The sequence below is a fragment of the Litorimonas sp. WD9-15 genome (genome assembly GCF_050271975.1).
Lineage (GTDB): Bacteria > Pseudomonadota > Alphaproteobacteria > Caulobacterales > Maricaulaceae > Litorimonas.
On sequence record NZ_CP189850.1, the window covers coordinates 1,500,062 to 1,515,890 of the forward strand.

General features: G+C 51.5%; 14 protein-coding genes. 9 read left to right on the top strand and 5 right to left on the bottom strand.

Annotated features, from left to right (window positions below; translation table 11 throughout):
• Positions 1 to 2: 2 nt before the first annotated feature.
• Positions 3 to 275, bottom strand: coding sequence for a DUF1153 domain-containing protein (locus ACP9M6_RS06880; RefSeq protein WP_427454679.1), 273 nt, complete (start codon positions 273 to 275; stop codon positions 3 to 5).
• A 302-nt stretch (positions 276 to 577) separates the two neighbouring features.
• On the opposite strand from ACP9M6_RS06880, the gene mnmA reads away from it, so the two are divergent.
• From mnmA to ACP9M6_RS06905, 5 genes are all read left to right on the top strand, one after another.
• Positions 578 to 1,732 (top strand): tRNA 2-thiouridine(34) synthase MnmA, encoded by a 1,155-nt coding sequence (gene mnmA, locus ACP9M6_RS06885; RefSeq protein ID WP_427454680.1) that lies wholly within the window; start codon positions 578 to 580, stop codon positions 1,730 to 1,732.
• 79 nt (positions 1,733 to 1,811) lie between these two features.
• Positions 1,812 to 2,012, top strand: a complete 201-nt coding sequence (locus ACP9M6_RS06890; RefSeq protein WP_427454681.1) for a dodecin family protein — start codon at positions 1,812 to 1,814, stop codon at positions 2,010 to 2,012.
• A 69-nt stretch (positions 2,013 to 2,081) separates the two neighbouring features.
• Positions 2,082 to 2,267: a hypothetical protein gene (locus tag ACP9M6_RS06895; RefSeq protein WP_427454682.1), complete on the top strand. Its 186-nt coding sequence runs from the start codon at positions 2,082 to 2,084 to the stop codon at positions 2,265 to 2,267.
• A 63-nt stretch (positions 2,268 to 2,330) separates the two neighbouring features.
• On the top strand, positions 2,331 to 2,516 hold the full coding sequence (locus ACP9M6_RS06900; RefSeq protein ID WP_427454683.1) for a hypothetical protein: 186 nt from the start codon (positions 2,331 to 2,333) through the stop codon (positions 2,514 to 2,516).
• Entirely contained in the window at positions 2,513 to 3,703 is a 1,191-nt protein-coding gene (locus ACP9M6_RS06905; RefSeq protein WP_427454684.1) for a thiolase family protein, read from the top strand. Before ACP9M6_RS06900 ends, ACP9M6_RS06905 begins: the two co-directional genes overlap by 4 nt.
• A gap of 369 nt (positions 3,704 to 4,072) precedes the next feature.
• On the opposite strand, the gene ACP9M6_RS06910 is transcribed toward ACP9M6_RS06905, so the two are convergent.
• The 4 genes from ACP9M6_RS06910 to ACP9M6_RS06925 all read right to left on the bottom strand — a co-directional run bounded on the left by ACP9M6_RS06910 (position 4,073) and on the right by ACP9M6_RS06925 (position 8,943).
• Positions 4,073 to 4,954 carry a dienelactone hydrolase family protein gene (locus ACP9M6_RS06910; RefSeq protein WP_427454685.1) on the bottom strand — a complete coding sequence of 294 codons (882 nt, stop codon included), beginning with the start codon at positions 4,952 to 4,954 and terminating at the stop codon, positions 4,073 to 4,075.
• Positions 4,955 to 5,032: 78 nt separating this feature from the next.
• Positions 5,033 to 6,745 carry a SulP family inorganic anion transporter gene (locus tag ACP9M6_RS06915; RefSeq protein ID WP_427454686.1) on the bottom strand — a complete coding sequence of 571 codons (1,713 nt, stop codon included), beginning with the start codon at positions 6,743 to 6,745 and terminating at the stop codon, positions 5,033 to 5,035.
• 93 nt (positions 6,746 to 6,838) lie between these two features.
• Entirely contained in the window at positions 6,839 to 7,528 is a 690-nt protein-coding gene (gene phoB / locus ACP9M6_RS06920) for a phosphate regulon transcriptional regulator PhoB (protein WP_427454687.1), read from the bottom strand.
• On the bottom strand, positions 7,525 to 8,943 hold the full coding sequence (locus tag ACP9M6_RS06925) for a histidine kinase dimerization/phospho-acceptor domain-containing protein (RefSeq protein ID WP_427454688.1): 1,419 nt from the start codon (positions 8,941 to 8,943) through the stop codon (positions 7,525 to 7,527). The genes phoB and ACP9M6_RS06925 overlap by 4 nt, the downstream gene beginning before the upstream one ends.
• 316 nt (positions 8,944 to 9,259) lie before the next feature.
• Between ACP9M6_RS06925 and ACP9M6_RS06930 the strand changes: the two genes are divergently transcribed.
• From ACP9M6_RS06930 to ACP9M6_RS06945, 4 genes are all read left to right on the top strand, one after another.
• Positions 9,260 to 10,696 carry an efflux transporter outer membrane subunit gene (locus ACP9M6_RS06930; RefSeq protein ID WP_427454689.1) on the top strand — a complete coding sequence of 479 codons (1,437 nt, stop codon included), beginning with the start codon at positions 9,260 to 9,262 and terminating at the stop codon, positions 10,694 to 10,696.
• Positions 10,693 to 12,090, top strand: coding sequence for an efflux RND transporter periplasmic adaptor subunit (locus ACP9M6_RS06935; protein WP_427454690.1), 1,398 nt, complete (start codon positions 10,693 to 10,695; stop codon positions 12,088 to 12,090). Before ACP9M6_RS06930 ends, ACP9M6_RS06935 begins: the two co-directional genes overlap by 4 nt.
• A gap of 91 nt (positions 12,091 to 12,181) precedes the next feature.
• Positions 12,182 to 12,472 (top strand): hypothetical protein, encoded by a 291-nt coding sequence (locus ACP9M6_RS06940; RefSeq protein ID WP_427454691.1) that lies wholly within the window; start codon positions 12,182 to 12,184, stop codon positions 12,470 to 12,472.
• 113 nt (positions 12,473 to 12,585) lie between these two features.
• Positions 12,586 to 15,819 (top strand): efflux RND transporter permease subunit, encoded by a 3,234-nt coding sequence (locus ACP9M6_RS06945; RefSeq protein WP_427454692.1) that lies wholly within the window; start codon positions 12,586 to 12,588, stop codon positions 15,817 to 15,819.
• The last annotated feature ends 10 nt before the right edge of the window (positions 15,820 to 15,829 follow it).

Here is a 15,829-nt window from a genome sequence, read left to right on the forward strand (position 1 = left end):
TCTTAGCGGTATTGTTGCACGCGCGTTGTGCGAAGTCCGGCAATGCCGTGGCTTTCGATACTACGTTGCCAAGCCATAAACTCTTCAGCCGAAAGGCCGTAACGTTCCAGCGCGCCATCCAGTGTCAGTAATCCACCCCGTACGGCGGCGACGACTTCAGCTTTACGGCGGATGACCCACCGAACTGTATTGGGTTTGGGGAGGTCAGCCAATGTGAGGGGCGTACCTTCGGGGCCGATGACGACGTTTTCGCGTTTGATCTTGCGGTCTTGCATTCTCTTGTGCCTGTTTTGTGATCCGCCCCACTGCGAACCTGTTTCTCGTTGACTTCATTCGTAGGGGTGAACACCTAAAGAAAACTTAAGGAGGTCCTCAAAAATCGTTAAGAAACAATCGTTTACGAAGGTTAACGGAATCAGGTTTATCGTTAATAATGGTTTACACGACTCGCCACCGAATTGATTCTATTGAGTCTTTTGTCGCGGCCCACACACAGTGCCTGTCTCGACTTGAAACAGACTCGCCCCTATATGGCCCCTGAACTTTTCGAAGATTTGTTGAAAAAAATTTAGAATCCATGGCCGAAACGCAAATAAAACAGAAAAATTCGCTCGGATTTACGAAATCTGAGGCCGAAACACGTGTTGTTGTCGCGATGAGTGGCGGCGTGGATTCCTCCGTTTGCGCAGCCATGCTCGCGAAAGAGGGCTATGACGTTATCGGCGTCACACTCCAACTCTACGATCACGGCGCAGCGATCAAGAAAGCGAAAGCCTGCTGCGCGGGTCAGGACATCTATGATGCCAAGCGTGTTGCAGAGGAAATGGGGTTCCCGCATTACGTTCTCGATTACGAGAGTAATTTCCGTGAAAAAGTCATTGAAGACTTTGCTGACACGTATCTCAAGGGTTCAACACCCATTCCCTGCGTACGCTGTAACCAGACGGTGAAATTTGTGGACCTCCTGCAGGTCGCGCGAGACCTCGGCGCCGACTGCATGGCGACGGGACATTATATCAAACGGGTCGAGGGTCCGAATGGGCCGGAACTCCACCGTGCGCATGATGGGGGCAAGGACCAGTCCTATTTCTTGTTCACGACGACGCCGGAACAGCTTGATTTCCTGCGCTTCCCGCTGGGACATCTGGATAAGTCCGAGACGCGGGAGATGGCCGTAGAGATGGGTCTGAATGTCGCCGCCAAGCCGGACAGTCAGGATATCTGCTTTGTGCCGACCGGAAAATATACGGACGTGATTGAGAAGATCAGACCTCATGCCGCGCAGCCCGGAGACATTGTGCACATGGATGGGCGTGTGCTGGGCCGGCATCGCGGCGTCATGTATTACACGATTGGTCAGCGGCGCGGTCTTGGCCTTGGGGATGATACTGGGACGGAGCCCTTATTTGTCGTCGGGATTGAGGCTGATAAGGGACAGGTCGTCGTCGGGCCGCGCTCCGCGCTGGAACGCGATACGCTGTGGCTGGAAGAGATCAACTGGCTGGGTGAGGGCGTGTTTGGCGCGCATCTGGACGGACAGGCTATCCGCGTGAAGGTCCGCTCCACGCGTCCGCCTACACCTGCGCACCTAAAGCTTATCGGTAATGAAATGACAGTTGTGCTGGATGAACCGGATATTGGACTGTCGCCGGGACAGGCCTGCGTTTTTTATGAAGACCGCAATGATGCGGCGCGAACACTTGGCGGAGGCTGGATTACCAAGACGAGGTAATTGGATTACAAGACCTTCACTGGTCTTGTCAGCGCGACTGCCCTACCTTTCCATTCCATTATAAAGAAAGGAATTTATCATGGCCGTTATGAAAACAATCGAAGTGCTGAGCGATAGTACGAAATCATTTGAAGACGCTGTACAGAACGCCGTCACGCGTACAGCAAAAACTGTTAAGAATATCAAATCCGCCTATATCAACGAGATGTCGACACAAATTGATGATGACAAAATTGCGAAATATCGCGTGAATGTGAAGATCACATTCCAAGTCGACTAAGCCTCATCACTTGAAAACGATTTTGGGACTGCCACGTAAAAAGGGCAGTCCTTTTTTATGGAGCCAACCATGAATGATACAACAACCTTTATTATCGTCGGCGTTCTTGCCATAATCTTTGTGTTTTTATTTATAAAATCCAGCGGTTCGCAGTCGCTGACAAAACAGAAGAAAGCAGAAGTTGAACGCAAACGCGCGGTCTTGGCGGCGAAACGTCGGGCAGAAGCGGAAGCGGCTAAGTCCAAGACAGATTGATATTCTAAAGTCGAACTATTTTGGCGGCTTTGCAGATGCGGGTCTGCATGGTAACGCTCGCAAATGCTGATGTTCATCGTAATTTTTGGCGTCGGCCTGCTCATTGCGGGCATTTACAAAGTCATGGATAACGGGAAGGCCCGCAACGCCAAACTCGACCGTGTTCAAAGAAAAATTGCGCAACTCGATGCCGAACAGGCCGCGCGTGATAAAGAAATGCCCAATAGCGATACGAAAGACTCCTCATGACCACATCCAATCCTGACGCCGTTGTTATTGTCGGCCTCGCCCGCACGCCGATGGGCGCGTTCCAAGGCGCGTTCTCTTCTATGACCGCACCTGAATTGGGTTCTGCCGCCATCAAGGCGGCCATGGTTGAGGCAAAGGTTGACGGCGACAACATTGACCAAGTCCTAATGGGCTGCGTCTTGCCCGCCGGACAAGGCCAAGCGCCTGCGCGTCAAGCAGCTTTGGGCGCTGACTTGCCAATGTCAGCGGAAGCGACAACCGTGAATAAGATGTGCGGTTCCGGCATGCAGGCCGCAATAATGGCGCATGATGCCATCAAAGCAGGCTCTGTTAATATTGCCGTGGCGGGCGGTATGGAGAGCATGACGAACGCGCCATACCTCCTTCCAAAAGCGCGGGGCGGCATGCGCATGGGTAACCAGCAGGTTGTCGATTCCATGATGCATGATGGTTTGACGGATGCCTATGCGGGCGGCGCTATGGGCGTCTTTGCCGATATGATTGCGGGTGAATATCAGTTTACGCGCGAGCAACAGGATGCCTACGCCATTGAGTCCGTCCGCCGCGCGCAAGCCGCCGAAACAGAGGGTAAATTTGATCGCGAGTTGACCTCTGTGACGGTGAAGGGTCGCAAGGGCGATACGGTTGTCGAGAAAGACGAGGGGCCATCCAATGCCCGCCCGGAGAAAATCCCAACCCTGCGTCCTGTCTTTAACAAAGAAGGCACCGTTACCGCCGCCAATGCCAGCTCTATTAATGACGGTGCGGCCGCGCTGGTTTTGATGCGCAAGTCGCAAGCGGAAGAGGGCGGACATAAAGTCCTCGCCGAAATCGTCTCTCACGCCGCGCACGCGCATGAACCTGCCTATTTTACAACGGCCCCCGTCCACGCGATCAAAAAAGCACTAAAACGCGCGCAGTGGGATGCGGCAGATGTTGATCTTTGGGAAATCAACGAAGCCTTCGCCGTCGTCCCCATGATTGCCATGCAGGAGCTCGGCCTCGACCATGACATCGTGAATGTGAATGGCGGCGGTTGCGTTCTCGGCCATCCCATCGGTGCCTCAGGTGCACGGATAATGGCAACGCTAATTGCGGAGATGGAAAAGCGTGACGCGAAGACTGGCGTTGCAAGTCTTTGTATTGGCGGCGGCGAAGCGACAGCGGTTTGTTTGCGGCGGGACTGACTTGTGAAAAAGGAAGCGTCATTTTGGGATGATTTAAGTAAAATCTTACCTTGGAATATAGCCGTATTTATATTCCTGATTGCGTTTATGTTCACATTGCAAAGTCACATCTCTTCCATTTGGTCCGTATTGACAGGGTTTGTAACGATTGTACTGATTTATATAATGGCTAGAAAATCAAAGTCTTTGTTCATGATAATCTTGGTGTGGGCAAACTTTGTATACTGGACTGTTTTCGTTATTGGTGGCGTCTTATATAAATTTTCTATTTTGGACGTCGCTTTTTTATCCTGAACCGCATTTGTCCTTTTATAATAGATTTTATGGGCTCAACGAAAGTGTTCGCTACCATTTTTTGCAACCTAAAATCTACTTCAAAGCCGTCTCAAACAAAGCCAGCTTTCGCGCCCAGGCCTTATCTGCCGCAGCCTCATCATAGACCGCGCTGTCCGGTGGGCACCATCCATGTTGGGTGCCTTCATAGACTTCGATCTCGGCGGAATTATCTGTTGCGGCAAACGCCTCTTTCAGTATCGTCTTATTTTCCGGATCGCGTTCATCGTCATTCGCCGCGATGGCGATGAGGTAGTCCGCGCTCATGTCCGGGATGAGCAGGTGAGGGCTGTTGGGTTTATCTGTGGCCAAACCTCCGCCGTGGAACGATGCACCGGCTCCTACGCGGTCAGGCACCGTGGCCGCTGTGATCATCGTCATGGGACCGCCCATACAATAACCGGTTGTCCCGATTTGCCGCGAAGTATCGACGGATGGCTGCGCGTCAAGCCAGTCAATAAACGCTCTCGCATCCGTACGGTTTGTGTCTTGGGATAATGCGCGGGCATAGGGCACAATTTTCTCACGCACGGCGGGATCGCGGAAGGTCTGACCGACCTCGACCAAAGGCGCTCTGACTTGACGGTAATAAGGATTAACGACGAGGGCTGCATATCCATCACCCGCTAATCGTTTCGCCATCATTTTAAATGCCGGGCGCAGGCCAACAATGTCCGGCCAGATCAAAACGGCGGCATGGGCGCCCGTCGTCGGATGCGCGAAATAGGCGTCCGCCGTCCCATCGGGCGTGTCAATCATAACGTCGGATTCAGTAATACCCGCGGCCTTTTCGCCCGGTGCGCAACCTGCAAAGGCAAGTGAGATTGCAGCCCCGCCCGCCAAGAGACTGAAATCGCGGCGTGTCAGTCGTTTTTCGTAAAAGCCTTGGTTCTCGAGTTCGGTAATATCATCGCACATAGGTCTCTCCCAATATCTAAGAGGACGCTATGCGCTTGAGCGGAAGGCGGCAAGTCCTTCGCGATGACTATGGCGTGACTAATGCCCGCCGCCAAAGGCCCCCGTCACCACGCTGTAATCTGTTGCGATTTCATATTCAGGGTCGTCATCACTATCGACAATTAATTGTCCGGCACGGTTGAGGAGCTTGTGACAATCGCGGGTCAGATGGCGGAGGCTAATGGACTTGCCCGCCTGCGTGTAGCGCGCGGCGAGGCCTTCAATCGCTTGTAGTGCGGATTGGTCCACTACACGACTATCGGCGAAATCAATGATGACGGCGTCAGGGTCGTTTTTCACATCGAAGAGTTCGTTAAACCCTTCAATAGAGCCGAAAAAGAGCGGGCCTTCGATTTTATAAACCTTCGCTTCACCTTCCATTTCGGTATCCGCATCAATCCGGCGGGCGGCGTTCCAAGCATAGGCTAGGGCGCTGATAATCACGCCGACAACGACGGCGACGGCGAGGTCATGCCAGACAGTTACAAGTGTGACGATAACGATGACAATCGCATCAATCCACGGGATGCGGCGCATGATGGTGAAAGATTGCCACGCAAAGGTGCCGATCACGACCATGAACATGACTCCGACAAGTGCAGCCAAGGGAATGCGTTCGATGATGCCGGATCCGAAAAGGATGAACGCGAGCAAGCAGAGGGCTGCCGTGATACCGGATAATCGCGTGCGTGCGCCGGACTTAATATTGATCATAGACTGGCCGATCATGGCGCAACCGCCCATGCCGCCAAAGACGCCTGTGACCGTATTCGCCACGCCTTGCGCTACACATTCCTGCGATGCGCCGCCGCGCTCTTCCTTAATTTCGCCAACGAGATTGAGGGTCAGCAAACTCTCGATCAGACCAATCGCGGCAAGGATAAGCGCATAGGGGAAGATGATTTCAAAGGTTTCCCAATTCAGAGGCGCAAGCGGTGCAAGGCCAGACTCACTCCCTGTCCAAGCGAAGTTGCCAAAAACGGGCTCGGCCGATGTCGTGAACGGAATATGGAAGCTTGGAAGACCGCCTTTGATCGAGGCAAGGTCGCCAACGGTTTGGACATCAATATTGAACCCAATAACAATGGCTGCAACGATACCAATCCCGACCAGCGGTGCCGGCACGGCATTTGTGATCTTGGGGGTGACCCAGATCAGGAACATTGTGAGGGCGACGAGCCCCAGCATCAGGAACATTTGCGGGCCTGCCAACCATGTGCCCGTCAAAATGTGGAATGGCCCGTAATGCTCACCCGGAATACGGACGGGCGGCTCGGACTGGAATTGGCTCAACTGTGCCATGAAAATCACGATAGCGAGGCCGTTGACGAAGCCCAACATCACCGGATGCGGGACGAGACGTATAAATTTGCCCAGTTTAAATACACCCGCGCCGATCTGCAAAATACCCATAAGGATAACCGTTGCGAACAGATATTCCGGTCCATGATCCGCGACGAGCGCGACCATGACGACGGCGAGGGCGCCGGTTGCGCCGGAAATCATACCCGGGCGTCCGCCCATCACAGCCGTGATGAGGCCGACGATAAAGGCGGCATAGAGACCAACGAGCGGCTCGACACCCGCGACAAAGGCAAAGGCGACAGCTTCGGGTACGAGGGCGAGGGCCACCGTTAATCCGGCGAGGACTTCGACCTTGATCCGGTTAGGCGTGAATTTGAGCGGGCCGGACCGTTTGCGGGCCGGAATGGCAATCGCATCGGCGAAGTTGGACAATGTGGAGCGGATCATAGCGGGTACCGAAAGTCTCTACGCCGACACGGGGACGGCACGTTTCGCCGCGCCTTAATCGCCTATCAGAGAAAGGGCAAGGACGGGCTACTGTCAACTCTCAACGCGTAAAGCATATCCGGCGGAGCGAACGGTCCGAATAGGATCTTTTCGATCCTTCATCTTTAGGGCCTTACGAAGGCGCCCGATGTGAACATCGACGGTTCGTACTTCGACATAAACGTCATGCCCCCATACGGCATCCAACAGTTGTTCGCGGGAGAAAACCTGCCCGGGGCGGCGCATGAAATGTTCCAAAAGACGAAACTCAGTCGGTCCGAGATGAATGTCCTCACCCGCGCGGGCCACTCTATGGGCCTTAGTATCAATTTCCAGGTCTCCGACAACAACGGCGTCAGACAAAACATTGGCTTGCGTCCGGCGAAGTAACGCGCGGATGCGGGCGAAGAGTTCCGGCATGGAAAAGGGTTTCACGAGATAATCATCCGCGCCAATATCAAGCCCGGTCACACGGTCATCCTCTTCACCACGCGCAGAGAGCATAATAATGGGGACATCTTTCGTCGCGTCTTTTCGGCGGAGACGACGGGCAACTTCCACGCCGGAGAGCTTGGGTAACATCCAGTCAAGTAGGATAAGATCCGGCACGCGTTCTTCCGCCATGAGAAGCGCCATATCACCGTCTTGCGCAAGGCCAGTTTCAAACCCCTCACGTTTCAGATTATATTCCAACAAAGTCGCAATGGAGGTTTCGTCTTCAACGATGAGAACAAATGGAGTCATGTGCTTGTCTCTCTATTTAAGGGTGTTGATGCTGCGAAGACGACACTGAACGCCGTGCCGGATTCCTTTATCGTGGTCCCCGCCTCACGTCCAAAATAAATTGGATCATCTTTATGTGCGGATTGAACAAATAATCCTGCGCGATGTCGCATCACGACATGTTTGACAATCGCGAGTCCAAGGCCTGTACCTTTTTCCTGCGCAGGAAGGTCGCCGGCCACGCGGTAAAATCTCTCGCCAATCCGCGGCAGGTGGGCACGTGAAAATCCGGGACCAGAGTCCGAGATAATAATCCGCCAAGCGGCACTATCAAAAGGGGCAATGTTGACGATCCGGCGCAAAGCTGCGCCTTGTTTGACAGCAACTGGAAAGGCTTCGCCCTTCCATTCTGTTAAATAATCAAGGGTCACAGTCACTGTCGACTTTGCAGGTGCGAGTTTTATCGCATTTTCCATGAGATTCAGGAAAAGCTGAACACATTCATCCGTCTTGCCGGAAATCATCGCCTCCTCTTGTTCGGGAAATGACACAGTTAGTGAAACATCGCGCTCGGACGCCAAGGGTTTCAGGATATCATGGACCGTTTCCAGGGCCCCGCGGAGATTTGCCTGTTCTGACGGCGCAATATGTTCGCTGCTCTCAATCTTTCGCAGGGACAGTAGGTCTGTGACAAGGCGTTCCATTCGGTCGGCCTGATTTTGCATAATCCCAAGAAACATCTCGCGCGCTTTCGGGTCATCTTTGGCATGACCTCGTAAGGTTTCAATATAGCCTTTGAGTGATGCGATGGGCGTCTTTAACTCATGCGAGGCATTGGCCAGAAAATCTGCCTGTTTTTCCCGGGCGAGGCTGGCCTCCGTTCTGTCTGCTATAACGGCGAAGATAATGTCGCCTCTTGTTTTTTCGAGTTGCGTTGCGACGGGCGCGGAGAAATCAACATCCACAATGCGTTCTGTGGGGGCCATGACGTGAACTTTTAACGCCGGAACGACCTCACCTGCAAAGGCCTGTTCTAAACGCGGGCGTAATTCTGAACTCCTCAGATAGGCGGCCGCGGGACGATTGACCATGTCAGGGGATAGGAGCGTTTTAGCCGCCTCATTCGCATGGAGAACGTCGCCGTTACGATCGATTACTGCAACGGCCCGCGGGAAACTGTCGACGAGAGACAGAAAAGCCTTTTCGCGAATGGCGGCCACATCCAGACCGGACAGGTTGGGGGCGGGACTGTCTTTCGTGATGAGGGGCGCGCGTAAGTATAAAAATAAGAGCGTCAGCGTAACGGCTAATACGGCTAGCGTTGCAGAGAGGGGAGCGGATGCTAATATCGCAATCACTAACACGGATGCTGCGATCAAACAGGCCATGACGAGGCCATCCAGGCCTTTGCGCGTTTCTGTTGATGGTTGTGACATCGATTCAGTATCGTCTACCTTCAGCTGTGTAAGCTCGCCACGCCCTATCTGAAAGAGTCGCGAAATGGCAAGGGGAATTCAATTTTCAAAGCTTGCGTAAGTCATTGGGGTGTTGTCAGAAATCTGGGTATGACAAAACTGCACTCAAATTCAGCAAAATCTCAAATTACGCGTTTTTAAGTTAAAATATTATCGTTTTTCAATAATTCCTAATTGACTTTCGCTAAAATGGGCGTATCGGGAGTTTATGAAAGTGCCATCTCATACCCAGTCTCGTTTAAAGCTTATTTGCGGAGCATCTCTCCTCAGTCTTGTGTTGACCGGATGTTCGACTTTGCAAGGCTTAGGGCCTGATGCGACGGTTGTAGCTGTCGAGGAGGTTGCGCCTGTTCAAGACAGTTGGGTGGGTGTTGCGCCTGAAGACCTTCCGGCAACGGATTGGGTTGCGACATTTGACGACGCACAGCTTTCCTCTCTAGTGGCGGAGGGTGTAGAAAATAATCCCAGTGCCAGACGGGCTTTGGCCCAGTTCGACGCCTCCTTGGCCCGGTTACGGGTCAGTCGCGCGGATCTTTATCCAACGCTTTCATTTTCAGGTGTCGCCACTAAAACAACGACCTTGAATGAAAGCCCGCCTCGCACAGTGAATGGGGAAGAAATTTTTGTCCAGAACAACAATGCAACCGTCTATAGCGGGACGTTGAATGCGGGTTGGGAGGCAGATTTATTCGGTCGTATTCGGGATGGTATTGATGCCAATGTCGAGACGGCGGGTGCGAGTGCGTCTGACCTCGCGGCTGTGCGCCTGTCCATCGCGGGTCGCATTTCTCAAACATGGTTTGATGTCATTGAGGCTGAACGCCTAATTAATTTATCCGCACGCGAAATTAAAACGCAAGAGCGGGCGCTACGGTTGACGGAAAGGCGTTTTGGAAGTGGCTTGTCAGGGTCTTCTGATGTGCGTCTTGCGCGTTCTGCTCTCGCAAATGCACAGGCGCTTCAAGCGACCCGTTTACAAAATTTTAAATTTCAAATGCGGGCCCTCGAAGTCTTGGTCGGCCGTTATCCGAGTGCATCGCTTTCTGTTCCGTCCAATTTGCCTGCACTTCCGGTCTTGAGTGGAGCTGGTGCGCCTGATTATGTCCTAAATCGCAGGCCAGATATTCTCGCAGTGGAGCAGCGTATCGCTGCAGGCGGATATTCCGTCGATGTTGCCCGTAAGTCGCTTTATCCGTCGCTCAACATAAATGGGAGTTTAACTGAACAGGGCTTAAATTTTGGTGACCTCACGGATTTCCAAGATATTATTTCTCGCGTTGTCGGTCAGTTAACGGCTCCGATTTTCCAAGGAGGGCGGATTAAAGCAAATATTAAATTGCAGGAAGCTAATCTGGAAGTCCAGGTCCAGACCTATCTCGAAACCGTCTTGCAGGCCTATCAAGAAGTTGAGAACGCACTTGATGCAGAAGGTCGCTTAGCGGAGCGTGAGGCGGCCTTGCGTGTCAGTCTCGATGAGGCGCTAAAGGCGGAGGAGCGCTTGGAAGTGCGTTACGTAGAAGGGCTTGCAACAATCCTCCAATTGTTAGACTCACAGTCGCGTTCTTTGAATGCGGAAGGTCAACTTATTTCTGCGAGAGCGGAGAGATTACAAAATCGCGTTAGATTGCATGTTGCATTGGGTGGTGGTGTTTACGGAGATATACCACCCGAAGCTCAACCAGCGTTGCTTACGGAAAGTCAGGCTAAGTTATGAGTAATATACAGGATTACAGTATTCCTGAGAAAAAAGGCGGGTGGCTTCGAAAGCTGCTCGTCATTTTCATTCCAATTTTAATTTTTGTCGCATTTGTGGTTGCGGCTATTGTCGTTGTTAAGCTGAATGCGGAGCCGGAAGAGCGTAAGCGTAATTTTAATACGCTGGCTGTCATTGCAGATTATGCCAGACAAGATGATGTTCAGCTTCGCGTGAAAACGCAAGGCGAGGTGCGTCCACAGATTGAGATTGATCTCGTGCCGGAAGTCGGCGGTAAGATTGTTTATGTCAGTCCGAACTTTATTGAAGGCGGTCTCTTCCGAAAGGGCGAGGTGCTCGTCCGCATTCAGGATGCTGATTTTCAAGTGGGAGTCATTCGTGCAGAGGCGAATGTGGCGCAAGCTCAACAAGTGCTCGTACGTGAAAAGGCAGAAGGTGAAATTGCCCGTCAGGACTTTATAGAGCTAGGGCGCACTGATGAACCAAGTCCCTTGGCTCTGCGTGAACCGCAACAAGCGCAAGCTCGCGCATCTTTACAAGCTGCTCAGGCGGAATTGGAAGCGGCCAAGTTGAATTTATCTCGAACAGAGGTTCGCGCGCCGTTTTCCGGTCGTGTGAGAACAAAATCATCCGATATAGGCCAATTTGTGGCGCCCGGCACGCGATTGGCCAGTATTTTCTCAACAAATATTGTAGAAGTTAGGTTGCCCTTATCTGATGACCAGCTTTCCAAGATAGACTTGCCTTTAGCTTACGTGGCCAAGAGTCGCGCAGAGGCCGTGCCTGTGACCTTAACGGCGCGCGTTGCGGGGGCCCAGCGTGTCTGGGAAGGCCGAATTATGAGAACCGATGCGGCATATGACACGCAAACACGGTCTCTTTTCGCGATTGCCGAGGTAAATGATCCTTATGGTGATGGTGTTTCTAAGACGGGCGTGCCTCTCGCACCGGGTCTGTTTGTAGATGCCGATATTGCGGGGAAGAAGTTTGAAAATGTGATTGTCATTCCTCGGGACGGTTTACGACCGCAGGACGAAGTCTATGTTGTCGATGATAAAGGAAAAGCTGAAATCCGCTCGGTTGTTGTTCTGGATGCGACCTCGGAACGGGCTGTTCTGACTGAAGGTGTCTCCAGTGGAGAATTAGTTGTTCTTTCACCCATGGAGAGATCGCGCGTCGAAATGACTCTCAAGGTTCTGGATGCGAATAATCCTGAGACTGTCTTGGTCGATCCTCCAAAGCCAGATTGGCAAAAGAGTGTTGAAGGTAAGGATGGTGAAATGAGCGACGAAAAAGCGGATCGGCGAAGTAAGAAATCCGAGACTGGTTCAAATCAAGATGATAGCGAAACATCTGAAAATGATGTGTCTTCATCAAATAAATCAGGGGACTGATGCAGAAGGTGATTATTTGTTAAGTTTTGAAAATCTTGACTTTTTTCAGAACAGCGTTAGCGTATTTCTATCTACAACATGGAGAATAGATATGTCTTTGAAAACATTGCTTGTTGCAACTAGTTTCGCCTTGGTGTCAACTGTTATGTATAACAGTGCCTCCGCGCAAAGCCTTGAAACCAATAGCGTATCTTTCGTAAAAATCGCTCCGCAATTAAACTTTTCTGACTCCTTGGCCTCGGTCTCCTATCTCTCTGTTATAAAAAATCTCTCTGTGATTAATAAAGTTGATGAAGAGCCAGAAACTGAAGAGAATCCTGGTGACGGGTTTATCGATAAGATGTGCCGATGGTTTACAGGTGAATCCTGCAAGTGGTTCTAGTGGGGTTATATTCTGAATATAACTCTTTGAGTTCTGACTGACTAACCTCTGTGCCGCAGATTAGCGGCACTTTTTTTGCGCTCTGAGCGTTTGTTGTATTTTGGTAAATTAAGATGAAAAATTTAATCGCTTGGTTTGTTAAAAACCCCGTTGCGGCCAATCTTTTAATGATGGCAATGTTTATCGGGGGTGTCTTTGGTTATTTAAATCTGGAACGCGAAACATTCCCGACGACAACTGTCAACGGCATGACGATCAGCGTGAGTTGGCCAGGTGCATCTCCAAGAGACGTCAATGAGCAGCTCGTGACACGGATTGAGGAGGCTGTAGATGGGTTGGATGGTATAGACTATATTGAGGCCACGGCGCAGGAAGGGTCGGCAAGCGTCAATGTTCGTACAAAACTCGGCATCGACTATGAAAAAATGATCGATTTGGTCAAGGCACGCGTGGATGCCATACAAAATCTTCCACCGGATGCATTTCGACCTCAGATTTTTAGATGGGAAGCGCGGGATCAGATCATGTTTCTCGCACTCTACGGGCAAACAGACCGGCTGACATTGCAGAGAGCGGGTACTGATCTCCGTCTTAAGCTTACTCAGCTTACGGGTCTTCAGCTGACAGAACAAATTTCGAAACAGCCGGAACAAGTCACAATCGAAATTTCAGAAGATGCGCTCCGGCGTTATAATTTGACTTTCTCACAAGTCAGTCAGGCCATTTCGGGGACATCAGTCAATCTCTCCGCAGGAACGGTTGAGACGACCGGTGGCAATCTTCAACTTCGCGCCAGAAATTTGGCGGATACAAAAGCTGAATTTGAAGATATTATTATCCGTCAAACGGCGGATGGTGGCACTGTACGCGTAGGAGATATCTCCAATGTTATTGACGGTTTTGACGATAATAAGTTTGCGGCCTCTTTTCGGGGGCAGCCTGCCGCAATCTTCCGTGTCTTAGCAACGGACACAATGGACATTACCAGCGCCGGTGAAGCTATTCGAAAATTCGAAACCGAGATTAATGAAACGCTTCCGCCTGCTCTTGACTTCGGCATCTGGTATGATGGATCGACAGTTTTCGACAGTCGAATGGACTTGATTTCGGGCAATGCGCTGTCTGGTATGGTATTAGTTCTTATCATACTCATGCTATTTTTACGTCCGAAAGTGGCGATTTGGGTTACGATTGGTATCGCGGCGGCCTTCGCTGGCGCCATAGCCGTTGCCCCCGCAATTGGCGTGACACTCAATATGATTTCACTCTTCGCCTTCCTTCTCGTCATCGGTATTGTTGTGGATGATGCCATTGTTGTGGGCGAAAGTACTCACTTCCATGTCGAGAATGGCATTTACGGTGAGAAAGGCGCGATTGCCGGGGCGGGCATGGTTGTCAAACCTGTTTACTTTGCCGTGATCACAACGATCATGATGTTCGTTCCGATGATGTTATTGACGGGTCCGATGCGCGCTCTGTTTGAACAGATTAGCTTTGTCGTCATCGCTGTGCTTGTCTTTTCACTGATCGAAGCGTTCTTCATTCTTCCCGCTCATTTGCGGAAGCTCAAGCCGGTGGACCCTGCGAATGTACGCGGCATTATGAAGTTTCAGCACAGGCTGGCCGAGAGTTTGAACTCTTTCGCCCGAAAGGTCTTCCGTCCGGTTGTCGCGGCGCTCATTCGGTTTCGCTATGTCACACTTTCGGTTTTTGCGGGTTTGATGGTCATGGCTGTTATGCTCTTGCAGGCGGGTGTGGCACCCTCCGCTTTCCTGCCAGAAGTTGAAGGGGATATGATCCAGTTTAGCGCACGGTTCCCTGAAGGCACGACATTCGAACGGCTTGAACAGGTAAGGCAGCAATTGGAAGACGGCATAGAGCAACTCAACGAGTCAGCGCCGGAACTGTTTGGTGTTGAGGACAAGATCATTGATAAGCCGGGAACACTGACGGAAGGTCGTTCAGTTGAGGGCTATCTGGGTCTTATTGATGCGGCTGAACGCAACAATGCTTCCACGCGTGAGATTGCAGATAAGTTGGAAGAGTTTGTGGGGCCGATTTCAGACTCCTATCGTGTAAATTACGGGTTTACAGAAGGTAACTTTGGCGGCGGCGGCGGATTATTTTTCGCTGTAGCCTCCAGCAGTGAAGATGACCTGCGAGCCGCAATTCTTGATATCAAGAATGAAGTGGATCAATTTGACGGTGTTGTCGGGACTTGGGATAATCTCGAAAGCTCTGCGTCGGAAATTCGTTTTGTGATGAAGCCGGGTGCTGAGACATTGGGAATAACGTTGCAAGATGTAACGCGTCAGGTGCGTCAGGCCTTTTATGGTCAAGAGGTTCAACGTCTTCCACGAAATGGTGAAGATGTTCGCGTCATGGTGCGTTATCCGCTGGAAGCCCGTGAGAGCGTTGACAGTCTCAATGATCTTCGCATTAGAAACGCAAACGGCGTTGAAGTGCCTCTTTACTCCGTCGCTGATATCGAATTCGCTGAAGGCGTGTCGCGCATCCAGCGGCGGGACCGCAAACAGGTTGCCTATACGGGTGGACGCGTGCGCGGCGAACAACAGGCGATTGGTGAGATCAAATCTGATCTGGATGATAATTTCTTCCCTCAATGGCGTGTGCGTCATCCCAATGTCGAAAAAGTCGAGGTCGGCGATGACGAGGTTCAAACCACTTTCGTCAGAGAGATGATGATCTCTGGTATTGCAATTTTGTTCATGATGTACGGTTTGCTGGCGATTGCGTTTAAATCTTACAGCCAGCCTCTGCTTATCATGATCGCGATCCCCTTTGCGTTTATCGGGATGATTTTTGGTAATCTGATTACGGGGGTGCCTTTCGGGATCATGTCGGTCTTTGGCTTCTTCGCGGCTTCAGGCGTGGCGGTTAATGATAACTTGGTTCTGATTGATTACGTTAACCGACTGCGGGATAAAGGTGTTGGCGCTTACCAATCCATGTTGGATGCTTGTGTGGCGCGGTTCCGGCCCATCCTTCTGACCTCCGTCACGACCTTTGTCGGCATCACGCCGATCCTGTTTGAAACATCGACACAGGCGGAGTTTTTGAAGCCGATGGTGGTGGCTTTGGCCTTTGGTGTTCTATTTGATTTCTTCCTAACCCTGATGTTGGTTCCGGCCATGTTTGGTATCGGTATCGATATTCGCCGCTTTTTCAAAGGACTCTGGACGGGTGAGAAACAACCACCTCTCGGTTCTAATTATGATCCGGACATGGTCTTGGCGCTCGAGGGTATGGATATAGCCGATGATTTAATACCCGAGCTAGACAATCAAGGACCGAAATCTGGCTCTGCATTTGTACCGGCAGAGTAATGAACTCCTG